Annotated in this window: 19 protein-coding genes; 11 read left to right on the forward strand and 8 right to left on the reverse strand. The window is 58.7% G+C overall.

What is annotated here, in order from left to right; translation table 11 throughout:
- The first annotated feature begins 300 nt into the window (after nucleotides 1-300).
- Complete coding sequence (locus EAV92_RS00435) at nucleotides 301-2358, forward strand: Ig-like domain-containing protein (RefSeq protein ID WP_164472572.1); 2058 nt, start codon at nucleotides 301-303, stop codon at nucleotides 2356-2358.
- Between the two features lie 36 nt (nucleotides 2359-2394).
- A complete protein-coding gene (locus EAV92_RS00440) occupies nucleotides 2395-2658 on the forward strand; it encodes a DUF1294 domain-containing protein (RefSeq protein WP_206424269.1) in 264 nt (87 codons plus the stop codon).
- Nucleotides 2659-2720: 62 nt separating this feature from the next.
- On the opposite strand, the gene EAV92_RS00445 is transcribed toward EAV92_RS00440, so the two are convergent.
- The 3 genes from EAV92_RS00445 to EAV92_RS00455 all read right to left on the reverse strand — a co-directional run bounded on the left by EAV92_RS00445 (nucleotide 2721) and on the right by EAV92_RS00455 (nucleotide 5130).
- Nucleotides 2721-3545: a hypothetical protein gene (locus tag EAV92_RS00445; RefSeq protein WP_123039273.1), complete on the reverse strand. Its 825-nt coding sequence runs from the start codon at nucleotides 3543-3545 to the stop codon at nucleotides 2721-2723.
- 137 nt (nucleotides 3546-3682) lie between these two features.
- On the reverse strand, nucleotides 3683-4126 hold the full coding sequence (locus tag EAV92_RS00450) for a bactofilin family protein (protein WP_123039274.1): 444 nt from the start codon (nucleotides 4124-4126) through the stop codon (nucleotides 3683-3685).
- Between the two features lie 2 nt (nucleotides 4127-4128).
- On the reverse strand, nucleotides 4129-5130 hold the full coding sequence (locus EAV92_RS00455; RefSeq protein WP_123039275.1) for a M23 family metallopeptidase: 1002 nt from the start codon (nucleotides 5128-5130) through the stop codon (nucleotides 4129-4131).
- 189 nt (nucleotides 5131-5319) lie between these two features.
- On the opposite strand from EAV92_RS00455, the gene EAV92_RS00460 reads away from it, so the two are divergent.
- Nucleotides 5320-6414 (forward strand): ParM/StbA family protein, encoded by a 1095-nt coding sequence (locus tag EAV92_RS00460; RefSeq protein ID WP_123039276.1) that lies wholly within the window; start codon nucleotides 5320-5322, stop codon nucleotides 6412-6414.
- A gap of 76 nt (nucleotides 6415-6490) precedes the next feature.
- On the opposite strand, the gene EAV92_RS00465 is transcribed toward EAV92_RS00460, so the two are convergent.
- From EAV92_RS00465 to EAV92_RS00485, 5 genes are all read right to left on the reverse strand, one after another.
- A complete protein-coding gene (locus EAV92_RS00465) occupies nucleotides 6491-9709 on the reverse strand; it encodes an ATP-binding protein (RefSeq protein WP_164472573.1) in 3219 nt (1072 codons plus the stop codon).
- Nucleotides 9710-9733: 24 nt separating this feature from the next.
- Nucleotides 9734-10420, reverse strand: a complete 687-nt coding sequence (locus tag EAV92_RS00470) for a response regulator transcription factor (RefSeq protein WP_241158392.1) — start codon at nucleotides 10418-10420, stop codon at nucleotides 9734-9736.
- 549 nt (nucleotides 10421-10969) lie between these two features.
- Nucleotides 10970-12157: an N-acetylglucosamine-6-phosphate deacetylase gene (gene nagA, locus EAV92_RS00475; RefSeq protein WP_123039279.1), complete on the reverse strand. Its 1188-nt coding sequence runs from the start codon at nucleotides 12155-12157 to the stop codon at nucleotides 10970-10972.
- On the reverse strand, nucleotides 12154-12882 hold the full coding sequence (gene nagB / locus EAV92_RS00480; protein ID WP_123039280.1) for a glucosamine-6-phosphate deaminase: 729 nt from the start codon (nucleotides 12880-12882) through the stop codon (nucleotides 12154-12156). The genes nagA and nagB overlap by 4 nt, the downstream gene beginning before the upstream one ends.
- Nucleotides 12879-13742, reverse strand: coding sequence for a MurR/RpiR family transcriptional regulator (locus EAV92_RS00485; RefSeq protein ID WP_123039281.1), 864 nt, complete (start codon nucleotides 13740-13742; stop codon nucleotides 12879-12881). Before EAV92_RS00485 ends, nagB begins: the two co-directional genes overlap by 4 nt.
- A 306-nt stretch (nucleotides 13743-14048) precedes the next feature.
- Between EAV92_RS00485 and EAV92_RS00490 the strand changes: the two genes are divergently transcribed.
- The 8 genes from EAV92_RS00490 (at nucleotide 14049) to EAV92_RS00525 (ending at nucleotide 24770) form a co-directional block, all read left to right on the forward strand.
- Complete coding sequence (locus EAV92_RS00490) at nucleotides 14049-15083, forward strand: LacI family DNA-binding transcriptional regulator (RefSeq protein WP_123039282.1); 1035 nt, start codon at nucleotides 14049-14051, stop codon at nucleotides 15081-15083.
- Nucleotides 15084-15123: 40 nt separating this feature from the next.
- Nucleotides 15124-15816: an ABC transporter ATP-binding protein gene (locus tag EAV92_RS00495; RefSeq protein ID WP_123039283.1), complete on the forward strand. Its 693-nt coding sequence runs from the start codon at nucleotides 15124-15126 to the stop codon at nucleotides 15814-15816.
- Nucleotides 15800-16816: an efflux RND transporter periplasmic adaptor subunit gene (locus EAV92_RS00500; RefSeq protein ID WP_164472574.1), complete on the forward strand. Its 1017-nt coding sequence runs from the start codon at nucleotides 15800-15802 to the stop codon at nucleotides 16814-16816. Before EAV92_RS00495 ends, EAV92_RS00500 begins: the two co-directional genes overlap by 17 nt.
- Before the next feature lie 39 nt (nucleotides 16817-16855).
- Nucleotides 16856-19729, forward strand: coding sequence for an ABC transporter permease (locus EAV92_RS00505; RefSeq protein ID WP_241158393.1), 2874 nt, complete (start codon nucleotides 16856-16858; stop codon nucleotides 19727-19729).
- 4 nt (nucleotides 19730-19733) lie between these two features.
- Complete coding sequence (locus EAV92_RS00510) at nucleotides 19734-20630, forward strand: ABC transporter ATP-binding protein (RefSeq protein ID WP_123039285.1); 897 nt, start codon at nucleotides 19734-19736, stop codon at nucleotides 20628-20630.
- A gap of 186 nt (nucleotides 20631-20816) precedes the next feature.
- On the forward strand, nucleotides 20817-21794 hold the full coding sequence (locus EAV92_RS00515; protein WP_123039286.1) for a sugar ABC transporter substrate-binding protein: 978 nt from the start codon (nucleotides 20817-20819) through the stop codon (nucleotides 21792-21794).
- Nucleotides 21791-23257 carry a sensor histidine kinase gene (locus tag EAV92_RS00520; protein ID WP_123039287.1) on the forward strand — a complete coding sequence of 489 codons (1467 nt, stop codon included), beginning with the start codon at nucleotides 21791-21793 and terminating at the stop codon, nucleotides 23255-23257. Before EAV92_RS00515 ends, EAV92_RS00520 begins: the two co-directional genes overlap by 4 nt.
- Nucleotides 23232-24770 (forward strand): response regulator, encoded by a 1539-nt coding sequence (locus tag EAV92_RS00525; RefSeq protein ID WP_123039288.1) that lies wholly within the window; start codon nucleotides 23232-23234, stop codon nucleotides 24768-24770. Before EAV92_RS00520 ends, EAV92_RS00525 begins: the two co-directional genes overlap by 26 nt.
- Nucleotides 24771-24813 lie beyond the last annotated feature (43 nt).

Below are 24813 nucleotides of genomic sequence, written 5' to 3' on the forward strand. Positions count from 1 at the left end.
ACCGACCTATCCCCTTCGCTCAGAGTGAGTGAATGGAGATGCGATTTCTTCGCTGCTCAGTCCGGCCGAACCCCGAGTCCCCTTGGCACAGATCCCCTGAGCCGAGGGGATACGTCGTTTTGGTGCATTTTCTCGATACCCTCGCCGCTGGCGCCCTCCCATTTTAGGACAAGCCTGCTCCATTTCGTCTCAAAATTTTAAAAAAATGAGGGGGACAACGAAACATAATGTATCTACCCTGCGTCTGATTGTGTACCGTCCGATCGGTTAAGATCGGCAACGCACAAAGGAGTGATGGGGATGAGAAGGATTGTGTTCGCCCTGCTGGCGCTGCTTCTCTTCGGAGGCATCGCGATTCCGGCGGCAGGCGCGGCGGAGTTGACCACGCAACAGAAATTCGATGTGCTGCGGCAGAAAGGCATTTTCTCCGGGTTCAGCGACGGTTCGGCCGGCCTGTATCAATCGATGACCCGCGAGCAGTTTGCCCAAGTGCTCTACAAACTGATGGAGCTTCCGCCGCCTTCCGGATCGCCGACTTACTCGGACGTCATCCGCACGAGATGGTCCTATACGGCCGTAGAAGCGGTGACGGAAGCCGGCCTGATGGTCGGCAACGGCGCGCGCAAATTCGGTCCGGATAGTCCCGTCACGGTCGAGCAGCTGGCGGCCGTCCTGGTCCGGTCTTACGGCCAATCCTCCGGCAATCTCTACGTCGTCGGCAAGGTGTCCGCATGGGCGCGGAATTCCGTGGGAATCGCCCTGCAGAACGGCTGGATTCCCCAAATGAAGGACTACACCGGACCGGCGACGCGCGGTCTGCTCGTCGAGGCGGTCTACGCCGTTTACATGCAAATGCAAGGCCAGCAGCTTCGCGTCTCGTCGGTCACCGCCGTCGGCAACCAGCAGGTGCGCGTGAACCTGATCCAGCCGGTCACGACGGCGGAAGCATCGCGATTCAAGATCCGCGACGTACTCGGCGTCGAGCTCGACGTTCTGGGAACGCTGGTGAACTGGGACGGCCTTTCCGTGACGGTGTTCACGGCGAGCCAGACCGCCAACAAAGCTTACTCGCTGTACATTGACGGCGTACCGTGGACGTTTACGGGAATGTCGAACGATAACGTCAAGCCCACGATCACTTCCTTCAACAGGCAGGTGGGCGGCACGCTGGAGCTCGTGTTCTCGGAACCGGTCGACCGTGCTTCGGCGACGAACGGCTCCAACTACTCCATCAATAACGGCCTGAAAATCACGGGCATCAAGCTCTCCGACGACAATCGCAAAGTCACGATCACCACCGCCTGGCAGACTGAAGGCACGACATACCGGTTGACCGTCCGCGACGTCAAGGACTTGGGCGGCAACGAGATGAACGATTGGAGCAGCAACTTCGTCTCCGACAATTCGGTGCCCAAAGCTTCCTTCAGCTTTAACGATTCGACCGGGCGCATCACGGTTTCCTTCAACGAACGGGTTCACCCCGACATCTCGGTCAACCTGAACCGGTACAGCATCGACAAAGGGCTGTCCGTCATCAAAGCGGAGCTGGACGGAGACGGCAAAACCGTCCGCCTGACGACCTCCCCTCAGAAAGACGCCACGCTCTATACGCTGACGGTATCCGGCATTCCGGACATGGCCGGCAACAGCATGGAGACGCAATATTTCCAATTCGGCGGGGTGGCCAATCCTGCGCAGTCGATTCAGCTTCAGTCGGTGAATGCCGCCAACGAGAACACGCTCGAAGTGACGTTTAACCGGGCACCGAGCGACAACGACATCGCGAAGATGGGCTTGGGCATTTTGACGGACAACGGCAATAATGTTTCGATGACCGGCTGGCAGTCATATAAAAGCCGCAAGCCCGGTAACGACAACAAGACCGTTTACGTCCAGTTCCGCACGAACAACGACAGCAATCCGGCTTTGTTCCGCCCGGGCCACGTCTACTTGTCGCGCGTGACGGGCATCGATAACCTGGTGACCGCGAACAACGCGGATCGGGACAGCTTCGCGGGCACGCAAGCCCGCAACCCTGATCCATTCGTTAAAGATGTCGTTCCGATCAGCAAAAACGCCGTTAAAATCCTGTTCAGCGAGCCGGTCCGCAACGTGAGCGAAGCCGCGTTCATCGTTCGGGAGAAGGAGGGGGACTACGTGAAAATCGACGACGACGCGCTGAACAACACGAACGCGGTGGTCACGGAGGTCGTGCTGAAGTTCGACGGGAACCTGGAGTCCGGCCATCTGTACGTCATGACGTTCCGCTCCGGCACGGTGAAAGACGCGGCAGGCTGGAACGGCATCCAGACGAAAAACGGCTCCGATGATTTCGCGGTTTCGTTCCGGGGTGTATAATCCGAAGTAAAGGTTGAGCTTCCGGAGGCTGCGGCATTGAACGTACTATGGATCTACTTGGGTATCATCAACATTGCGGCTTTCCTGCTGATGGCGATCGACAAATCGAAAGCCCGGCGGGGAAGCCGCAGAATCCGCGAACGCACGCTGCTGCTCACGGCGGCCGTCGGCGGTTCGCTGGGCGCGTGGATCGCCATGAGGACACGCAGGCACAAAACGAAGAACGCCGCGTTCTACGCGGGCATTCCGCTGATGTTCGTCGTTCATGCCGGCCTGCTTGTCTACTGGCTGAGCCGTTGACGGCCGTAACGAAAAAACCTCGGTTCCGCTGCCCTTGTCCGGGCACGGAACCGAGGTTTTCGTTATTTCAAGGGCTCGATGATCTTACGCATTAAATCCAACGCTTTGTCCTTATGCGGCAGCTCCGCGCGCATTGCCAAAATCTTTCTTTCCCCCGGGGCGTCAATTTGCGAGCCGCTGAAGACGGCGGAATCGGTAATGTCGATGCCGTACGGGTGCGCGGTCGTATCTTGTTCCGCGAGCGCGCTTCGGATTCTGTCCGTGTTCGACTTCAAGTCTTTCCACAGCGGCAGGCTGTCCAGAGGGACGAACGCCTTCTGCTTCGCCAGCTGCTCGAAGTTTTTCTCGTCGAGGATCAAGAGGTCCATTTTCTCCGTCATGATCGTCAGCATGCCTTTCTGCTGCATCGCCATATCCTGCTGGGATTGCATTTCTTTCGGGATATACGAAACGCCGACGTCGATCCGTTTCCACTCGGGCTCCAGCCGAAGCAGGTTTTGAGAGAGAAGATTCGCGCTGTCGTCCGTGCTGTAGAAGCTTCCGAACACGGTGACCTCCAGATCGAGGGGCGGCTTGTTCGCTTCCTCGTTTTTCCGATCCACGTATCCTTTAATCGAGAAGATAGCGACTAGGATGACGATAATGACCGCCAGCAAATGAAATTTATAGTAGTAGAAGAAATAGGACGTTTTGCTCTGCTTCTCAAGGGGCGATGCTTTCTCCGATTCGAAGCCCACGATTTTGTTGTAAGCCCGGTTGATCTCGTCAAGATTCGTCTGCTTCGACCGCGCCTTCTTCAGGAGCAGGAAATATCGCTGTTCGACCTCTTCCCGGGAAGCGGTTTCTGAAAGTCCAAGAGTTTCATAGGCTTGTTTCAACTCATCCATCGTTTTCACTCCATTGTCGGCTGTACCGGGATGGGAGTTCCCTCTATGATCATACACGAAGCCGCGAAGAACGCGCAAATAGTCCCGGTTCTCCTTATTCAGGAAAACCGGGACCTGGACATTCGGAAAATGGTAGATTACCAGGTTTTCAAAACTGCAGTGGAAGCGGCATCGGCCGCAGGAGAGACGGAGTTTGCGGAGTCCGTTTCATCCGTGGCAGCGATCTCTTTACCGGTTTCCATTTTGCTGGAGCCCTGAAAGATTCCGCCCGATTCGATGGACAGTTCTTGCGCGGTCAAGTTGCCCAGCAGCTTTCCCGTCGCCTTGATCGTGAGCTTGCCGGAGGCAATCACGTTGCCCGTGACCTGGCCGGCGAGAATGACATGGCGGGCACGGACGTTGGAGCGGGCGGAGCCGTTCTCGCCGATCGTGACGTCGCCGGTGCACTCGATATCGCCGGTGAGATGGCCTTCGATGCGGATACCGGCCTCAGAGCGGATTTTGCCTTCGAAATGGGTGCCTTCGCCGATCAGCGTGTCGGTCATATTCGGATCGATTTTCGATTTTTTGTTTTTGAACATGGTCACTTGTCCTCTCTGCTGGTGTGAAGGTACGGTTTGGGGTCAACGGTTTGGCCGCCGACGTAAACCTCATAGTGGACATGGGGACCGGTGCTTCGACCCGTCGAGCCCATTTTGCCGATCACGTCGCCCTTGTGGACTTTGTCCCCGGGCTGGACCAAGATTTTGCTCAGGTGGGAATAGTGCGTCGTGATGCCGTTCCCATGCGACACCATGACGTTATTGCCGTGCGAACCGTCAACGCCCGCATGCGACACCGTCCCGTCCGCCGTCGCGTACACCGGGTCGCCGATGTCGCCGCTGATGTCCATGCCGGCATGGAACCTGGCACGGTGGGTGAAGGGATCCTTGCGCACTCCGTAGGGCGACGTGATTTTGCGGGAATCCGTCGGCCAAATCGTTGGAGTAACCCGCAGCTGCGCCTGCCGCTTCAGAACGGCGTCTTTCGTCTCTTCCAATCTGGGCTTCATGGCGTCGATCATGCCGCCCAAGTCGGTGAAATCGCTGAACGTTTCCTGCAGCAGCCCGTCGATCTCCTCGTCCGTAACCGGGATTTCCTCTCCGCCGGTTCCTTCGCCGTCCATGGCGTATTCGTCCGCGGTCTCGTCTGCGGAAACTTTAGCCGCCGGAGCGTCTTTGGTTTCGAGTCCGGCGATTTGCTTCAGCTGGGTTTCCAGCTTGCCCAGGTCCGCCATTTTGCCTTGGATCGATTTCGCCTGCTCCGAGAGTCCGGCCACTTCCGTCTGCAGGTCCCCGATGTGGCGGTCCTTGTCGGAAATGATTTTCTCGAACTGCCCCGATGAGGACGCGAGCTCGTGCTTCAGGCGGCCGACCTCGCTCGCCCGGTTGCCGTACAGGATGACGGCGGTAACGGCAGCGGCCGTCAAAGCGACCAGCAATATGAGCGCGCTCAAGATCACGACCCCTGACAATTGAAACCGGACCACCTGGTTATTGGCGTCCGGAATGACCATGAAGGTAAACTTCTGACGTCTCCATCTCATGACTGTCCTCCTGCGTTCTCCACGACATCGTTTACTTTCATTCGACCTTTATCTCGCAATTTCCTTTATTTCGGTAAAAAAGTCGTGAATCTTCTTATTAAAAAAGCAGGATTTTGTCAGAGCGGGGCGAAAACTGTAAGGTAGCATGTTTAGCAGATTGAGGAATTCGCGGAAGTCAGGAGGCTACTTATGATCAAATTGGCAGGCATCGACATCGGCAACGACAGCGTGAAGCTCGTCGTCAGCGGGTCGAACGAACCGATCATCATTCCCAGCATCGTATCCCCGGGGTATGAAAGGCACGTGCTTCAAGAAGAAGACTCCCCGCTGAAAGCGCTGGACGTCATGGTATACAGCCCCAAACTGAAAAAGAAAAGCCAGCGCTATTTCGTCGGTCTGCTCGCTTCCGAAGATCAAGACAACGCGGAGCTCGAGGAGACGGACAATAAAGCGACCAGCGACCAGGCGCTGATCGTGGCGCTTACCGCGCTCGCCTACGCCAGCGTGACGAACGTCGCCAACACGCTGCAGCCGGGAGAGACCGTCGACCAGGTGGAATACGTGCTCGGAACCGGCCTTCCGGTCCGCACGTATGCGCGTTACCACCAAATTTTCGAAGAGCGGCTGGTCGGGGAGCATGAAGTGACGTTCCTTTCCACGCCGAAGCTGCGGGGCCGCACCGTGCGGGTGAATATCCGCCGGGCGGTCGTGTCGATCGAAGGCGCGGCGGCGCTGTTCCATATGGCGACGCACGAGAACCTGCAAGTGCGCGACGAAGAGCTCTATTACGGCTGCATCGGCATTTGCGAGATGGGTGCGCTCACGACCGATTTCCCGGTCGTCAAACGGATGAGCATCGACAACCAATTCAGCACCGGCGAGCAGCTGGGTTTGGCCTCTTATTTGGACTCGATCATCCGCGACGTGGAGGACCAGTTCGGCTACCGTTTCCCCAGCCGCACGAAACTGATCCAAAGGATCCGCCGGGGAGAGTTCATTATCCAGCGCGTCGGGGAAGGGCAAGCGGACATCCGCCCGATCGTCGACAACTATTTCGGCCGCGCGGCTCAGAAGATCGTGGACCTCATCCGCAAACGCTGGAAGAAGTATCCCGACATCCAGTGCTTCTACGTGCTGGGCGGAGGGGCATCCGCACTCCGGCCGTATATTCTGGAAGCGGCGGAAAACATGCGGCTTCGGTTCGTCGAGGACAGCGAGCTTCAGAACGTGTACGGCTACCTCAAGCTGGCACGCAACAAAACGAGCCAATCGGAAGCGGTATAACGGTAACGCCGGCTCCGGGCAAATAAGAAGGGCTTCTCCTCGCGGAGAAGCCCTTTTGGTTTTCTTTGTGGGATTGTCAGATCAGATACTCGTTTCCGTCACCGCCGTGCTCCAAATACCGGTTTTGCGTCCGCCAATCCTGCGGGATGTCGATGGACAGCAGCGTTCCCCGATCGCCCGCAGGCTCCACTGTCAGTTCCCCGCCCAGGCTGCGGATGTTCTCCTCCATGGCCGACAGTCCGAAGCCGAATGTCGCGCCCGCTTTCAGCGGCTCCCCGTCGTTCGAAAGCCGGAAAAAAATCCGGCCGTTGCCGTGCGTCAGCGTGAAGGTGAAAAACCGGCTTTTGCCGTGGCGGATCCCGTTCGTCAGTCCTTCCAGCAGCGCATGGTAGATGGCTCTTTTCTGAGCGGATCCCAGAGCCGGAAGCGCCGCGATGTCGGCCTCGATCCGAACGTCCGCCGACTCTTCGGTCTCCCGGACGAGTCTCATGAGCCGAACGGACAAGTTTTCGTCCGTGCTTTCCTGCTTCAGCATGCGGATCGATTCGCGGATCTCGTTCAGCCCTTTGCTTACGAGCTCGCGGGACGTATCCAGCTTCGGCAGGGCCAGCTCGGTTTTCCCGTGGGAGATGAGCATTTTGGCCGCTTCCATCTGCGCGATGCAGGCCGTCAGCGTGTGGCCGACCGTGTTGTGGATATCGAACGAGATGCGGTTGCGCTCCTCAAGGACCGACGCTTCCGCCATCGCTTGGGCGGTTTCCCGCATCGCCGCCTGCAGCTGCAAGTTCTTATCCTGAAGTTCGCGGGTCCGTTCGAGCACCTTCCGCTCGAGAGAGCCGGTCAGCTGACTCAACTGGAGATGAAGCTCAATGCGGGCCAGCAGCTCTCGTTTGGCGACGGGCTTGATCAAGTAGTCGTTCGCTCCCGCGTCGAAGCCTTCCACCAGGTCGTTAATCTGGTTTTTGGCCGTCAGCACGATGATGGGAATTTCGCTCGGTTTGAATTTCTCCCGGATTTTGCGGCACAGCTCGTATCCCGTCATGCGGGGCATCATCAGGTCCGTCAGCACCAAATCCGGCCGGACGCCTTGCTCGAACAACCGGAGCGCTTCGGCCCCGTTGGACGCTTTGAGAATCGAATACGGCTGCGTCGACAGGAAATTGGTCAGCACCTGGAGGTTGACGGGATCGTCGTCGACGAGGAGCAAGCACGTTTCCCGGTTCAACCAGACTTTCTCTTCCTGCGATGTCGGTTCGATCCACTCGACGGCCGCGGCCACGAGCGGAACGGGGGCTTTGGCTTCTTCCACGGCTAGAGTTGCCGCGCTTTGCATCGTTTCCTCCGCGATAGGCAGCGTGAACGTGAAAGTCGAACCTTGGCCCGGCATGGAGACGACTCCGAGCGCGCCGCCGTGGAGGTCGACCAGCTTTCTGGTGATCGCAAGGCCAAGGCCGGCGCCCTCGTATTCCCTCGCAGCGGAACCTTCGCCTTGCTCGAACGGCTCGAAAATTTTCTCCAGCTTGTCTTCCGAAATGCCGATGCCCGTATCGGTAACGGAAATATAAATCCATTGGTCGTCCTGGTGGGCGGTAATTTCCACTTGTCCTTGCTCCGTGAATTTCAGCGCGTTGCCGACCAGGTTATAAAGAATCTGTTGCACGCGGTTCTCGTCCGCGGCCGCGAGCGGCAGCCGGTCGTCCACGTGATTGATCAGCCGGATGTCCTTCAAGTGGGCCAAAGGCTGCAGGACGCCCGCGACGCTGTCCGCCGAGCGCTTGAGGTCTACCCCTTGGATGAACAGCGTCACGCCGGAATGCTTCAGTTTGGAGAAATCCAGAATGTCGTTAATGAGTCCGGAAAGCCGCTTGCCGCTTGAAACGACCATCGACAGGTTGCTGCGGGCCAGCTCGTTCAGCGGTCCGGCGACGCCTTCAAGCAGGGACTCGGTAATGCCGATGATCCCGTTCAGCGGCGTCCGGAGCTCGTGCGAAGTGTTGGCGAGGAATTCGTCCTTCAGCTTGTCGATTTCCTCCAGCTTTCGGTTCTTCTCTTCCAATTGGCGCGAATAATTGTGGACCTGCCGATGCACTTGATTCTCGCGCAGCAGCACGATGGAGCCCATGCAGCATAGGAAAACGAACATCCCGGTGAACACCGGCAGCTGGTCGTCGCGGACATAGGGCTCAAGCCACGGAACATGATGCGATAAATACGTTCTCAGCGCGGGGAAGAGCAGCAGCAGGGATGTCAGGAACGTGGTAGCGTTGGAAACGGCATAGCCGAAAATCATGATGACGGACTCGGTACTCGGCTGGCTTCGGTAAATGCGGGAGTGGATTTTGAACGAAGTGCCGATGAGCAGCAGGAAAAGCAGCGGGAAAACGTAGAAGAGCAGAGCATGGTAAGCCTCGTTGCTCCAATAGCCGATGCCGATGCAGACGACGGTCAGCGCCAGCATGCTGTATCGGGCCGTTCGGCGGAATCTTGTCGCGCCCCCGAACAGATGGTCGAAGAAGCCGTGAAACGCGAACGAGCCGAGCGGAAGCATGGATTCGTGGAAATAGATGAGCGGCTGCGCGTCCACGAACAGCCCGAGCGCAAACGTCCGGCAGATCGCCGCGTAGGCGGCGCAGAAAGCAAGCAGACTGAAATAGGAAAACATTTTTTTGCGCGTGTTGAAGTAGAACAGGGCGGCCACGATGGCGAGCAGCGTGAAAATCGTCCCGAACAGCAGCTTGTCCCCGTCTTTGTGCAGGATCCGCACGATGAAATCCGCAGCGTTACCGACCTGGATCGTGCCGGTTTTGACGATGCCGTCGTCGGAGTAGACGCGCAGCAGCAACGGTTCGGCCGGATAACCGAAAGAGAAGGACAGCAAATGCCAGTCGTAATATTCAAGCACTCGGGGGTTGCGGTTCTCGAAGTTGGATTCGAGGAGCAGTTTCTCGTTATAGAACGCTTCGAAGTGGCGCAGGTTGTTGATAAAGAGGTTCGGATCGCGGTATGGCTCGGACTTGATATCGATCTTGAGCCAATAGTAGCCGGGCTTCGGCAGCCGTTTTTCCGCGTTGCGAAGCGGTGTCCAGACCTTGTCCTTGGTGATGGACAGCGGGTTCTGGATGATGTCGAGCGGCAAATCGCCCTCGTGGAACATCCATTCCGAGCTGGCGCTCAAATCGGTGGTCCGCACGTTGGAGTTTTCGGAAAGGAAAAGGATCGGAACGAGCCATCCCGACACGAACAGCAGGACGAGTCCCGTTCTGAGCAGCATTTTTTTGAGTTTGGCGGGCAGCAACGGCATAGACCTCCACAAGGACGGTTAGGATTTGGGGGGCAGCCAGCCGCGCAGCAGGTTAACGGCTTTCAGGCGGTCGTTGACCCCGATTTTGCTGTAAATGATGCTGATGTAGTTGCGGATGGTCCCTTCGCTGATGAAGAGAAGGTTCGCGATTTCCCGATTGCTCCGGCCCTCGGCCATCAGCTCGATGATTTTCCATTCCCGGTCCGTGAACCCGGGGTCTTGGTCCGCAGGAATCGGATTTGCCGTGCGGGCGGCGGTGTGAGCGGCGGCGTAGTTGGAGGCGGGACCGGCGGACAGCCGAGCGGCGAGCTTGGCGGAGATGGCGGTCGGCATCAGTAAGGTGCCGGCCATCGTGTCTCGGATGGCGGCGATGATCTTATCGCCCGGCAAGTCTTTCAGCAGGAAGCCGCTCGCTCCGCCGACCAGCGCGTCGATGATGTAATCATCTTCTGGATAGGTCGTCAGGATAAGGACCTTCGTTGCGGGGTAGAGCGCGCGGATTTTGCGGGTGCTCTCGATTCCGTCCATTTCGGGCATCTGGATGTCCATCAGCACGAGGTCGGGTTGCAGCGTCCCCGTCAGCTCGAGCGCTTTGCGCCCGTTCTCGGCCAGGCCGACGACTTCCATGCCGTCGGACAGGTTGATCATCGTCTGGAGGCCGTCCCGCAGCAGCCGTTGGTCGTCAGCGATCACGATTCGGATCATCGGTCTCCTCATTTCTTTGATTTCCGTTCTTACATTCTTTTTCCATTATAAGCGAAAATGTCTCATATTGCTGAAAAATGTGGAACGAGCTTGGGGAGGGGGGGCGACGGGAGAGCGGCGGAGTTGTGCGAGAAAGTTACATAACTTCGGCGGAATGGTGGGTAAGCGGCGGAGTTGTGCAAGAAAGTTACATAACTTCGGTGGAATGGTGGGAAAACGGCGGAGTTGTGCAAGAAAGTTACATAACTTCGGTGGAATGGTGGGAGAGCGGCGGAGTTGTGTGAGAAAGTTACATAACTTCGGTAGAATGGTGGGAGAGCGGCGGAGTTGAGTGAGAAAGTTACATAACTTCGATGGAATGGTGGGAGAGCAGTGGAGTTGTGCAAGAAAGTAACATAACTCTTTGGTGGAATAGTCGCAAAATGCGACGATAACGAGCCGGAGTCCCGCCGATCAAGCAAAATGGTCGCAAAATGCGACGATAACATATATAAACCCCAAAAAACAAAAAAGCCCGCGGACGACCCACGGGCTTCTTCACATTACGCTTCAACCTTCCAATATCCGTTCGCCGCCGACCCAAACGCCGCGCAGCTCCAGCCCCTCATCCAGCAATAGGACGTCGGCACGCTTGTCGGCCGCCAGCGTGCCGATTTCCCCGTCCAGGCCGAGCTGGCGCGCCGGATTGGCGCTGGCCATCTTGCTCGCGGCCGGGATCGGCACGCCGACCTCGCGGACCATGAAGCGGAACGCGTCGATCATCGTCAGCGTGCTGCCGGCGAGGCTGCCGCCGTCCTTCAGCCGCGCGACGCCCGCCGCCATGACGACCGGCAGGCCGCCGATCTCGTATTCGCCGTCCGGCATGCCGGCTGCGGCCATCGCGTCCGTGATCAGGATGACGCCGTCGCTTCCTTTGGCCGCGACGAGCATTTTGATCCCGGCAGGATGCACGTGGTGGCCGTCCGCGATCACTTCCGCCATGATGCGGGGATCGGTCAGCACGGCGCCGACGGTTCCCGGCTCCCGATGGTGATAAGGCCGCATCGCGTTGAAGGTGTGGACCGCATGGCGAAGCCCGTGGTCAGCCGCCTTCAGGATCTCTTCGTAAGTGGCGTCCGTGTGGCCGCAGGCCGCTACGGCGCCGGCCGCATTCAGCTGTTCGATATAGGCGAGCGCGCCTTCCGTTTCCGGCGCCAGCGTCTGCTGCCGGATGAGCCCGGGGTAATCGCGGACCCAACCCTCCAGCCATTCGGGCTGGGGAGGCAGGATGTAGGCGGGATTTTGGGCGCCTTTCCATTTGAGGCTGACGAACGGCCCTTCGATGTGAACGCCGAGCAGCCGGGCATAAGGCATCCCGCCGGCGATAAAACGGCTCACCCGTTCCAGCACGCGCGTCAGGTCTTCCCGAGGCGAAGTCATCGAGGTGGCCAGCATGCCGGTCGTGCCGTGACGGCCGTGGAAGCGGGTGATCGTCCGAAGCTCCTCGGCGTCCGCGTCCATGAAGTCGTGCCCGGCCCCGCCGTGCACGTGCATGTCGATGAAGCCGGGCAGCACCCAGCCGCCGGCGCCTTCCACCCGGACCGCGTTCGCGGCTTCAGCCGGAATGGAATCGGAACCCTCATACCCGCCTAGCCCCGCAATTTTGCCGTCGCGCAGCCAAATCCAGCCGTTTTCGAGCACCCCGTCCGGGGTCGCGACCCGAGCGCCGACGATGAGACATTCCCGCGGCCCGCTCATGACAGCTTCTCCGCCGCCGAACGGTCGAGCAGCACGACCAGATGGGGGTGGGTCTGCAGCAGCGACGCCGGGCAATCCGTCGTGATCGGTCCTTTGAGCGCGCGGGCGACGATGTCCGCTTTATCCGCTCCCTTGACGACGAGCAGGATCATTTTCGCTTTCAGGATCGTTCCGACGCCCATCGTCAGCGCCTGGCGCGGCACTTCGTCCATGGAACTGAAATAACGGGCATTCGCTTTTAACGTAGCTTCGGCCAAATCCACCACGTGCGTCCCTTTGATCAAGGCGTGGGCCGGTTCATTGAAGCCGATGTGGCCGTTATGGCCAAGTCCGAGCAGCTGCAGGTCGATTTGGCCCGATTGCTCGATCTGCTCGTCATAATGGCTGCATTCCGCGACCGGATCCGGCGCGTTGCCGTTGGGCAGATGCGCTTGGGCGGCCGGCAGGTCGATATGACGGAACAGATGGTCCCGCATATAGGAATGGTAGCTTTCGGGATGGTCCTCCGGAAGGCCGACGTATTCGTCGAGATTGAACGTGGTGACGTTTTTGAAGCTGAACATTCCCCGCTCGTAGTCGCTCACCAGCTGCCGGTAAATCCCGACCGGCGTTCCGCCGGTGGCGAGCCCCAGCACGGCCTTCGGATTCGTCTGAACGACGCCCGAAATGATGTTGGCCCCCGCCTCGTTCAACTTGTCGTCCGTGTCGAATACCAGTACGTTCATCGCGGATTCCTCTCCTCTTTCCCCGTATATTTGCGGACGGTTTGGAACGAACGTTCCAGCCGCGGGACATATTCGTCGAAATGCTCGCTGACCAGCCCGGTGAACAGGATGTCGACGACGTGAAGCGCCGCCATCCGCGACGCCATGTCTCCCCGCCGCATGCCGGCCTCCGACGAGGAGGTGAATAGCCGGATGTCGGCCATGGCGGCCAGCGGGTTCGTGCCGAACCGGGTGACCGAAACGGTCAGCGCCCCTTGCTCCGAGGCGCAGCGCAGCGAGTGGATCGTCTCCGGCGTTTCCCCCGAATACGAAATGCCGATCGCCACGTCCTTGGAGGACAGCGATGCCGCGGAGGTCAACTGCATGTGCGGGTCCGAGAACACGGCCGCCGCCTTGCCCACGCGGATCAGCTTGCTCCAAAAATCCTGCGCGACGAGGCCGGAAGTCCCCGAGCCGTACAAATCGATTCGGCCGGCGCGGTGCAGCGCATCGATCGCTTGCCGAAGCTGCGCCAGATCGAGCAGCTGGGTCGTATCCGAAAGCGACCGCAGGTGGTTCGCGGTAATGGCGGACACGATGTCGGCCAACGGATTTCCAGCCACGATGTCCTGGTACTTCGTCGGCGCCTCTTGCCCGGCGAGTTCGGCCGCGAGCTTTCGTTTAAACTCCGGGAAATTTTGAAAATGGAACGTTCGGCAAAACCGCGACACCGTGGAGGTGCTGCTGCCTGCCCGGCGGGCGAGCTCCGTGATGTTGAGCTGCGCGGCTTCTTGGGGCCGCTCGAGCAAGAAGGAGGCCAGTTCCCTCTCCTTGGGATGCAGGCTGTCCATCTGGTCCCTTATGGCGGATAAAATACTCACTTCGGCCGCCTCCACAAGAAAATTAATTTCATTATTATATATCAATACAAGAAAATAATTTTCCTAACTACTCCTAAGATACTGCACGCCGCTCGAATTCGCAAGCGGTAATCGCAAGCTTTGCAGAATGTGTGTTTTATTCCAACATTCGCGTAATAAAAGTCATTGACTTCACCGGACCCTCAACCTAATATTGGTAGGAAAGGTTATTGCAAACGTTTGCAAAAATCGGACACTCCTTCCGGAAAGGGGTTTTGCCATGGAGCACCTACCGCGCGTATTCGGCGGGATCGGATTGGACCTTACATGACGGCGGGCTCGGCGGACCAACGGACCGCTATCCGGGACATCGCGGGCGCCCTTGGGCTCTCGGCGAGCACCGTCTCCCGGGCGCTGAACGGAGTTTACGGAGTCAACGAGGAGACGCGCCGCCTGGTGCGGGACAAAGCCGAGGAGCTCGGGTATATCCCGCACTACGGCGCCAAGCAGCTGGTCGGGAAGAGCAGCCAGCTCGTCGGAGTCATCATGCCCGAGTTTGAATTCGAGGCGAGCAGCGGTTTCGTGTTCCTGCTTCCGGCGATTCAGCGGGAACTGCAGCGCATCGGCAAGGACGCGATTTTCTTCTCCGTTCCGTTCTCGCGTTATCCGCCTAAACGGCTGTCCTACTTTATCGGTTCCCGCGGGCTCGACGCCTGCGTGGCGCTGCCCGCTTTCCATGGCGGGCACCCGCTGATGGAGGAAGCGCTGGAGCTCGGGATTCCATGCGTCAACTTCGAAGGCGTCACGGGCCCTCGGTGCTCCTCCGTCGTCGCCGACGATTATCAAGGCGGTTACCTGGCGGCCAAGCGGCTGCTCGAAGAGGGACACCGCCACATCGGGCATATCCGAGGTCCTTCGGGGCTGCGCATATGCGCGGAGAGGTACGAGGGATTCCGCGACGCTTTAAGGGAGTACGGGATCGAGCATTCGGAGGAGTTGCTGGAAGGCGGCGATTTCTCCGGCACGAGCGGCGCGCGAGCCGCGGCTGCCTTGATTGACAGGCGCCCCGACATGACGGCGCTGTTCTGCGCCAACGATTTGATGGCGGCCGGCGCGATCCAGGCGCTTTCGCAGATGGGGATTGCCGTGCCGGACCGCGTATCGGTCTGCGGATACGACGGGGATACCTACTCCGCTTACACGGTTCCTCCTCTCACGACGATCCGCCACTCCAGGGACTTGTACGCGGAGAAAGCCGTCGTGCTGCTGCAGGAGCTGCTCGCGGGGCGCCAGGGGAGAACGGAGAAGGTGCCACCGACGATGCTCGAACGGCAATCGATCGGGCGTCGACACGCGGATTAAAAGCAACGATCAAGACGGGAAAGCGAAGGTGACGTTAAGGATGAACGCCGCAACACCGAATATCATAGAAGCTTCCGGGGTCAAGCGGACCTTCGGACGGGGCCAAGGCGCGGTCACGGTGCTCAAAGGAGTGGACATCGCCATTCCGCCGGGGCGTCTGATCGCCTTCAAGGGCCGTTCCGGCTCCGGCAAGACGACGCTGATCAACCTGCTCGGCGCGCTCGACCGTCCGACGGAAGGCTCGGTCAAATTCGCGGGCCGCGAGGTGTCGGTCCTGACGGACCGCCAGAGGGACGAAATCAGGAGGACGGAAATGGGACTCATTTTCCAATCCTTCGCCTTGATCCCCTTGATGTCCGCCTACGAAAACGTGGAATTCATCCTGCGCATTTCGGATTTTCCGGCGAAGGACCGGAAGGAGGCCGCCATTCACGCGTTGGACCAGGTCGGTCTCAAGTCGAGGATGCACCATCGGCCGTTCGAAATGTCGGGCGGCGAGCAGCAGAGAACCGCCATCGCGCGGGCGATCGCCCACCGTCCCAAGCTGCTGCTGGCGGACGAACCGACGGCGGAGCTGGACAGCCGGACCGGCCTGCATATCATCAAGGTGTTCCGCGATTTGGTTCAGCAGCACGGGATGACCGTCATTCTGACGACGCACGATCCGGCCATTATGGAAATCGTCGATCAAGTATACGAACTGGAGGATGGACAAATTGTCGCGCAGCACTAAGCTTGCGGCCACGCTGGCCGCCGCCGCCCTCGCGGCCGCCCTTTCCGGGTGCTCGCTGCTTCCCAAGGAAGAGAGCGCCCTCAAGCCTCCGCTGGTGAAGCCGGCCCAGGAAAATTACCGCACCGTGAAGGTGGAGAAGGGGACGATCGTCAAACAGATCAGCGGAGTCGGGTCGCTGGAATCGGTCTCGACCGACGTCGCGCAGTTTACCGGCCAAGGCGGACGGATCCAAAACATCCCCGTCAAATCCGGCGACATGGTGAAGAAGGGCGACGTTCTCGTTCAGTTGGTCATGGACGGTCTCGATCTTCAATTGAAGGAGCAGGAGCTGGCCCTCGAGCGGGCCAAACTCGCCTATAAACAAGCCGCGGGCAACTCGGACCAGCTGCGCATCGCCTCCCTTCAGAAGGAGATCGAGCAAATCAAGTACGACCGGCTGAAGCAGCAATTAAACAGCAAGCAGCTCGTTTCGAACATCGACGGGCAGGTCGTATTCGTGGAAAGCCTCAAGGAAGGCGACTTCGTGGAGCCTTACCAGACGCTCGTGACCGTGGCGGATCCGACCAAGCTGCGGGTGTCCATGCGCGTCGAGAATTCCGCGGACATCAAGGACGCCGAGGTGGGCATGGCGGCGGAGATCACGCTGGGGGAAACGACGCTCCAGGGCAAGGTCGTCCAAACGCCGAGCTCGGCTCCCCAGACGCTGAATAAGGATCTCGCGGAGAAGTACGGCAAAACGCTGTACATCGAGCTTCCGAAGCTGCCGGACAACGCCGAAATCGGCACTTCCGTCGACGTGAAGATCGTGACGCAGAAGAAGGACAACGTGCTGCAAATTCCGAAAAGCGGCCTGAGGGCTTATCTCGGCCGAACCTTCGTCCGGGTGCTGGAGGAAGGGAAACGCATCCGCGAAATCGACGTCGAACAAGGAATTTCGACGCCGACGGCCGTCGAGATCGTCAGCGGTTTGGAAGAAGGCCAGGACGTGATCCTGCAGTAATTTTTTCATAAAGCCAGGGAATGGCAGGGAGGCTTGTCAGTGGCCTTATTCGTAATGATTATCCGCAAAATGGCGCAAAACAAGTGGCTCGTCGCCAGCATGTTCTTCGGCATGCTGATGACCTCCGCGCTCGTGAGCACCATGCCCATTTATTCCGAAGGGATTTTGTCGCGGATGCTGGTGAAAGACCTCGAAGCATCCCAAACCAAATCCGGCGTCTACCCGGGCACGCATTGGTCGCTGGTCAACTTCTTCAATCAGTCGGACGACAAGCGCCGCCAAACCGTCGCCCGTCTCGACAACTACATGGATACGAAGGCGGCCGCAGGCTTCGGCATCCCGATCCAAGAGCTCGTCCGGGAACGCCGGACGAAGTCCGTTCTGTTCACGTTCGAGGAGCAGGCCCGCAATACGGGCAAGACCAAACCGAGCACGACGCTCCGGATGTTCAGCGGCCTCGAGAAGCACATTCGCCTGGTCGACGGCCGCATGCCGTCCGACAAGCCGGTGGACGGCGTGTACGAGGTGCTCGTGACGGACCGAGCGCTCGGCAATTTCAAGCTGGTGCTGAATACGGTGCTCGTGCTGGAGGATCCCAAAATCCACGGGACGGTAAAAATCAAGCCGGTCGGCGTATTCGCCAAGAAGGAAGATGACGATCCCTATTTCCGGGACACGAGTCTCGGCGACGTCGGCAGCGCCTTCGTCATGAACGAGAAGCTGTTCCAATCGGAAATTATCGACCAAGACAAAATCCCGATCGCTTCCGCGGGCTGGTTTTTCGTATTGGATTACACGAAGCTCGAGCTGCGGGGCGTGCAGGGGTTCCTGGACACCGACAAGCAGCTGCGCAAAACGCTTTCCGCGGCCGTCGGCCAGTATCAAGTCGACTTCACCGTGCCGGCGCTCAAGACGATCGAGACGTATTTCGACCGGGCGGAGAGGCTGCGTACCCTCATGTGGTCGCTGAACGTCCCCGTCCTGATCATGCTCGGCTTTTACGTGTTCATGGTGTCCAATCTCATCGTCGACCGCCAGAAAAACGAGATCGCCGTCCTGCGCAGCCGTGGAGCCGCAAGATGGCAAGTGGTCGCGTCGTTCGCGGCCGAAAGCCTGCTGCTGTGCGCGATCGCCTGGCTGATCGGACCGCTCATCGGCATGAAGCTGACCGGGATGCTGGGAGCGTCCAACGGCTTCCTGGAATTCGTGCAGCGTTCGAAAATGCCGGTGCATTTGAACGGAGAAGCGTATTTGTACGGGGGAATCGCAGCGGCGGTGTCCTTCCTCATGACGATGATTCCGGTCCTGCTGGCCACGAGGGTGTCGATCGTCGGACATAAGCAGCAGCTCGCCCGCTATCAGAAAATCCCGTTCTGGCACAAAGCTTTCCTGGACGTGCTGGCCCTCGGCGTCTCGCTGTATGGGCTGTACACGTTCCGCGCCAAGCTGAAGGACCTTCAGAGCCTGGGTCTCAATTCCGAAGACATGCGGATCGATCCGCTCCAATTCGTCGTGCCGGCGTTGTTCGTGCTGGGAGCGGGATTGCTGCTGCTCAGGCTGTATCCGTACGTCCTTAGGCTCGTGTACTGGCTGGGCCGCAAATGGTGGCCGCCGTCGCTGTACGCGACGCTCATCCAGGTCGGCCGTTCCAACAGCCAGTACCAATTCCTCATGGTGTTCCTGATCATGACGATCGCCATCGGCGTGTTCAGCGCGGGCGCGGCCCGCACGCTGAACAACAACACGGAGGACCGGATCCGTTACGGCAACGGCGCCGAAATCGTGCTGAAAGCCGCTTGGCCGAACGATAAGCCGCCGCAGATGCCGACGATGGGGGGGCCGCCCGCGGCTCCGACGAATGATCCGATCCACTATCTCGAGCCGCCGTTCGATCCGTATCCGAAGCTGCCGGGCGTGGAAGCCGCGGCGAAAGTGTTCGTGAAGCCGCAAGCGTCGTTCTCTGCCGGGGAAGCGACGGGCTCCGCCACGTTGATCGGCATCGACACCGACGATTTCGGACGCGCCGCCTGGCTGCCCGACGGGCTGAACGCCTATCCGTTCTATGACTATTTGAATCTGATCGCTTCCGATTCGAAAGCCGTGCTCATCTCCAGAACGCTGGCGGACCAGAAGAAGGTGAAGACGGGAGACACGATTTTCGCCGGCTGGGGAGACACCGACAAGCAGCCGTTCATCGTCTACGGGATTATCGACTATTTCCCGACTTTCAATCCGAATCCGCCGCTCGGCTCCGTCGACGCATCGAACGAAGAGACGAAGGCGAACGCCCCGATGCTGATCGTCGGCCACCTGTCCCGGATCCAGCTGCAGCTCGGTCTCGAGCCGTATGAGGTATGGCTGAAGCTGAAGCCGGACGCGTCCACCGAAGCCTTCTACAAAGGAATCGAGAAGGCCGATCTCAACTTGACGGACATCGTGAATACGCGGACCGATCTGGTAACCGCGAAAAACGATCCGTTCCTGATGGCGCTGAACGGCGTGCTCACGCTCGGCTTCATCATCTCGATCCTCGTCAGCTTCGTCGGGTTCCTGCTCTACTGGGTTCTTTCCTTAAAAGGAAGAACGCTGCAAAACGGCATCCTGCGCGCGGTCGGCCTGTCGCTCCGGCAGCTTATTTCCATGCTCGCGCTGGAGCAGCTGCTGACTTCGGGCATGGCCATTCTCATCGGGGTGGTCGTCGGCAACGTCGCGAGCCGCCTGTACGTGCCGAATTTCCAGATCGCGTTCAACCCGAGCAGCCTGGTGCCTCCGTTCAAGGTCATGTTCGATTCGATCGATTTCTTCCGGCTGTATTCGACGGTCGGGTTCATGCTGCTGCTGGGCATCGGCATTCTCGCCTATATGCTGTCCCGCATCCGCATCCATCAAGCGCTGAAGCTCGGGGAGGACTGACGCCGTGATCCATTGCGAAGGTTTGGTCAAAATTTACAAAGCCGCGGATCTCGAAGTTTTCGCCCTTCAAGGGCTCGATTTGCACGTGGAAGCCGGAGAGCTGATGGCGATCATCGGCAACAGCGGAAGCGGGAAGTCGACGCTGCTCAACATGCTGGGCGGACTCGACCGTCCTTCCGCCGGCTCGCTGACGGTGGACGGACGCAACATGCTGAAAATGACGGAGTCGGACCTCGTACGCTACAAACGCGAAAGCGTCGGTTTCGTATGGCAGAATAACGCGCGCAACCTGATTCCCTATCTGACGGCGCTGGAGAACGTCGAGCTGCCGATTCTGCTGCAGGGACGCCGCAAACGGATGCGCGCCCTGGAGCTGCTCGAGGCAGTGGGCCTCACACACCGCAAAAACAACAAGCTTCACCAGCTGTCCGGCGGCGAGCAGCAGCGCGTGGCCATCGCCATCGCGCTCGCGAACCAGCCGAAGCTGCTGCTGGCCGACGAGCCGACGGGATCGCTCGACTCCAAGATGTCGGACCAGATTCTCGACCTGTTCCGCGAGCTGAACCGGACGATCGGCATCACGATCGTCATCGTCACGCACGACCCGCTGCTGGCCAAGAAAGTCGACCGGGTCGTCGCCATCCGCGACGGCAAAATCTCCTCGGAGATGCTGAGGAGAAAGTCGTACGCCGAGGAACTGGCCGAGCTGGAGCAAGGAATCGCGGCCGCGGAGGAGGATTCCCACATCGAGTACGCGGTGCTCGACAAGGCGGGACGCCTGCAGGTGCCGGCCGCCTATCTGGAGTCAATCGGCCTCAAGGACTCCAACAAAGTCAAACTCGAGCTCGTCGACGGGAAAATCGTGCTGGCTCCCCCGGAGGAAGTATCCTCATCGAAATAGCGGACCTCGGTCCGCTATTTTTTGTCATTCAGCATTTACAAGTTGCATGCCTGCGCATTTCTGAATGACGCAGATAAAACGACAAAAACTGTAAACGGATTCAATTCCCGATTCTCAACCGTCGCCGGCGAATGATATGATGGAATCAGCCAACCCCATTTTGCGGACGAAACGGAGATTTTCCTTTTGCAGAAACTGGTCTTTACCGTTCTCGGTTTAATATGCGCCGTGTTGTTGTATTTCACGTCGGTTTCGGCCGGCAAAGTGTTTCGCTCCGATTGGCAGCTGCCGAGGACGCCCATTCAGCAGCAGCCGCAATACCGCCTCGTGCTGATCACGCAGGAGCTCGAGACGCCCTTCTGGGACCAAGTGGGCCGCGGCGCGAAGGAAGAGGCGGGTCGGGACGGAGCCAGCATCGAGGTGTGGGGCAGCTACGGCAAAAACCAGGAAGAGTTCCTGAAGAAAATCGAAATCGCGATCGATTCCAAGGTGGACGGCATCATCGTACAGGGCCTCGACACCGACGAATTCAAGGATCTGACGAAATACAAGGCGGCCTTTTACGGCATTCCGATCGTCACCGTCGCGAACGACGTGCCGATGGCGGAAAGCCTGCGCCGGACCTATGTCGGTTCGGACCAATTCGTGGCGGGTCAAATGATCGCGAAGCAGCTGCTTTCGGATATGGGCAAGTCCGGTACGGTCATCCTCATGGGAGACAGCCGCCATGAATATTATCAACAACGACGGTTGGACGGCATTTACGACGTCCTGAAGGCGTACCCCGGCATCAAGACGAAATACGCGGAAACGTTGGATTCGCGGGAACATATCATCGCGACCACGCAGGATATCATGAACCGCTCGCCCGACGTGCAGGCGTTCGTCGCCGTGAATGCCAACATCGCGGAGGCGATGATCCAGGAAATCGGCCGGCGCTCCCGCGTCGAACCCTTCCATATCTATTCGTTCGACGACAGTCCGGACACGCTGTCGCTGCTGAAGCAAGGCAAGCTGGACGGCATGATCGAGCAGTCCCCGCAAGAGATGGGCAAATTGAGCGTGAATCTTCTGATCAAGTGGCTGAAGGGCGAGACGGTTCCGCTGAACACCGACGGCTACTTCACGGATATCCGCATGCTGAAAGAGAAGGATGCGCCATGAACAGCATTCAGAAGAAAATATGGTCGCTCGCCGCCGTCGTCCTTTTTATCATGGTCGTCATCTGGATCGCTCTCACCTACTACAATCAGAAAACCCAAAATCAATATAACGACATTTTGCAGCGTTACTTGCGCATGAACGAAGTGAGCAACGCGAGCCAGCAAACCGTCACTACGCTAAACGATTATTCGCTCGCGCCGACGCAGGACAAGCTGAATCAGCTGCAGCGGAACAAAGAGCAGCTCATCCAAGCGAAATACGAAATCTTCGACTTGAGGAATGCGGACAACGATTCGGCGATCACCAACTACGTGAACCTAATCGACAGCCTGATCGAAACGACGGACCGATCGCTTATGTTCAAGTCGGAGAAGGAATCCGAAGAATCGGAAAAAGCGTTCACGGAAGCGACGCGCATTTCCAAGTACATTTCGGAAATGACGCTGACGCTGATCGACACGGAGCTCAAGACGTACGATCAGTTTTACCGCGGGATCATCGAGCAGTCGTCGGAGCTCAAGAAACTCGGCATTTGGCTGCTGCTCTCGATAACGTTTTTGCTGCTGCTGTTCACGTACGCGTTCTCGCTCAGCATCACGAGGCCGGTGCTGAAGCTGACGCAGGCGGCCAAAGAGCTGTCGCGCGGCCGGTTCGATCTGCAGGTGGAGGTGGCGTCCAACGACGAAATCGCCTTCCTCGCCAAAATGTTCGACCGCATGCGCATCAACATCAACAACCTTTTCACCGAAATCCAGCAGAAAGCGCAACTGGAGAAAGAGCTTCAGGACAGCAAGCTGCTGCTCCAGGAAAGCCAGCTCCGCAGCCTGCAAAGCCAGATCAATCCGCATTTCCTGTTCAATACGCTGGACACGCTGTCGAAGAAGGCTTACCTGGAAGGCTCCGAGGAAACGAGCGATTTGCTGGCGAGCGTCGCCGGCTTGCTGCGCTACAACCTGAAGCGGCTCGACCGTTCCGTCACGCTCTATGATGAAGTCAAAGTGCTTCGGCAGTACATGGAGATCCAGAAAGCGAGATTCACGGACCGCCTGCAATTCGAATCCGATATCGACGAGTCCGTGCTGTACGTTCAGATTCCCGGTTTGACGCTTCAGCCGATCGTGGAAAACGCGGTCATCCATGCCGTCGAGCCCCAGGAGGACGGCGGAACGATCCGCTTCCGCATTACGGATGCCGGGGAGCGGGTATTCGTCGAGATTTCCGATGACGGGCCGGGTATGGAAGAAGACAAAATCAACCAAATCCTAGAAGCGCGCGCCGTCGAAACGGGGGGCCATTCGACCGGAATCGGGTTCAGCAACGTCATGCAGCGGCTTCGCCTGTTTTACGGCCGCGACGATGTCATCGAAATCGAAAGCGCCGAGGGACAAGGCACGAAGATCCTGTTGAAAATACCGAAAACAAGGGGAACCGAGAAGGATGATCAAGCTCCTGATCGTGGATGACGAGCAGATCGAGCGGGAAGGATTGCTGGCGATCCTGAGCAAAGGCTTTCCCGATCTCGTCATCGAGCAAGCGAAAAACGGCAAAATCGCCGTCGAAATGGCGGATGAGTTCGCGCCGGACGTCATCCTGATGGACATCAAAATGCCGGGAATGAACGGGCTGGAAGCGGTCGAAAAGATCGGCTCGGCGCATCCGGACATCAAGTTCGTCATGGTGACGGCGTTCGACTCGTTCGAATACGCGCGGCAAGCGATCAAACTCGGCGTGAAAGACTATATTCTCAAGCCGAGCAAAGCGAGCGAGATCGTGGCCACGGTCGGGAAAGTGCTGAAGCAGATCGAGGAGGAGCGCAAATCCCTCGAGTCGAGCAAACTTCAACTGGACGCGCTGCAGAAAGTGCTGCCGGTCGTCGAGACCGACATCGTCACGCAGCTGCTGTTCGATCACGTGCACGAGGTGCACTTGGACGAGTTGGTCAAGCTGCTGGACGTCAGTACGGAGAACGAGACGTTCGCGATGACGGTCCTGGTGCCGCCCGGCTCGGAGAGCGCCTACTCCGCGGTCAAGGACAAGGTCCGGCAAATCGGCAGCGGCTGGGTCGGCGCCCTGAACGGGCGGCAAATCCCGATCATCACGTTCCGGGATCCCGAGAAGACGTTCCGCTCCCAGGCGGTAACGATGGCGCGGGAGCTGCTCTCCGTCGCGAAGTCCGACACATCCGGTTGGTTCGTCGGCATCGGTAACGTGAGCGCATCGCTGAACCAAATCCGGCAGTCCTACCAAGAGGCTCTCATTGCGTCCATGGATCCGACCTTGCCGGTGAAGTACCGGTTTTACGCGGATACGCCCGTCTTGGGCACCACGACCACGGGCCAATTGGCAAAGCAGCTGGAGAAGCAGTTTTTCGAACGCATCCGGCTCGGCCAATGGGAGCAGGTCCACTCCGACGTCATGGAGTTCATCCGGCAATGCGACAACGAGCGGGCGGATCTGCTGCAAGCGCAGCAGCGCGTGCTCGAGCTGTTGTGGGTCGTATCTCGCGTGCTGCAGGAGATGGGCATCGAGATCGACACGCCGCTGTTCTCCCGCCAGTCCGCGGATTACCGCCAGCTGAGGGCCGAAGCGGGGCTGCTGCTGGACCGCATGCGCCAGTCGTACTCGGAGCGCCTCGAGCGCATCGAGCCGGATACGATCCAACAGATCAAGCAGTATGTCGCCGAGCATTCCCATGAGGATATTTCGCTCGAAGCGATCGGGAAGAAGTTCGAACTGAATCCTTTTTATATCAGCAAAATGTTCAAGGATCAGCTCGGCGTCAACTACATCGATTTCCTGACCGAATGCCGGATCGAGAAAGCGAAGAAACTGATGGCCGACCCCGAGCGGAGTATGAAGGAAATCACGTTCGAGGTCGGGTATAACGATCCGAACTATTTCAGCAAAGTGTTCAAAAAAATGTCCGACGTGTCGCCGACGGAATACAGAAGGACGCTGCTCGGGAAAAAAGGATGAGCGGCGGCGGCAGGCATTACGCGATAAAAAGGAAGCGATACGG

The sequence above is a fragment of the Cohnella candidum genome (assembly GCF_003713065.1).
Classification (GTDB): domain Bacteria; phylum Bacillota; class Bacilli; order Paenibacillales; family Paenibacillaceae; genus Cohnella; species Cohnella candidum.

What these genes read in the sequence shown, in the direction of transcription:
- EAV92_RS00435 (WP_164472572.1), top strand. Translation starts at nt 301, where the DNA reads ATGAGAAGGATTGTGTTCGCCCTGCTGGCGCTGCTTCTCTTCGGAGGC.
- EAV92_RS00445 (WP_123039273.1), bottom strand. Translation starts at nt 3,545, where the DNA reads ATGGATGAGTTGAAACAAGCCTATGAAACTCTTGGACTTTCAGAAACC.
- EAV92_RS00450 (WP_123039274.1), bottom strand. Translation starts at nt 4,126, where the DNA reads ATGTTCAAAAACAAAAAATCGAAAATCGATCCGAATATGACCGACACG.
- EAV92_RS00455 (WP_123039275.1), bottom strand. Translation starts at nt 5,130, where the DNA reads ATGAGATGGAGACGTCAGAAGTTTACCTTCATGGTCATTCCGGACGCC.
- EAV92_RS00460 (WP_123039276.1), top strand. Translation starts at nt 5,320, where the DNA reads ATGATCAAATTGGCAGGCATCGACATCGGCAACGACAGCGTGAAGCTC.
- EAV92_RS00470 (WP_241158392.1), bottom strand. Translation starts at nt 10,420, where the DNA reads ATGATCCGAATCGTGATCGCTGACGACCAACGGCTGCTGCGGGACGGC.
- nagA (WP_123039279.1), bottom strand. Translation starts at nt 12,157, where the DNA reads ATGAGCGGGCCGCGGGAATGTCTCATCGTCGGCGCTCGGGTCGCGACC.
- nagB (WP_123039280.1), bottom strand. Translation starts at nt 12,882, where the DNA reads ATGAACGTACTGGTATTCGACACGGACGACAAGTTGAACGAGGCGGGG.
- EAV92_RS00490 (WP_123039282.1), top strand. Translation starts at nt 14,049, where the DNA reads ATGACGGCGGGCTCGGCGGACCAACGGACCGCTATCCGGGACATCGCG.
- EAV92_RS00495 (WP_123039283.1), top strand. Translation starts at nt 15,124, where the DNA reads ATGAACGCCGCAACACCGAATATCATAGAAGCTTCCGGGGTCAAGCGG.
- EAV92_RS00520 (WP_123039287.1), top strand. Translation starts at nt 21,791, where the DNA reads ATGAACAGCATTCAGAAGAAAATATGGTCGCTCGCCGCCGTCGTCCTT.
- EAV92_RS00525 (WP_123039288.1), top strand. Translation starts at nt 23,232, where the DNA reads ATGATCAAGCTCCTGATCGTGGATGACGAGCAGATCGAGCGGGAAGGA.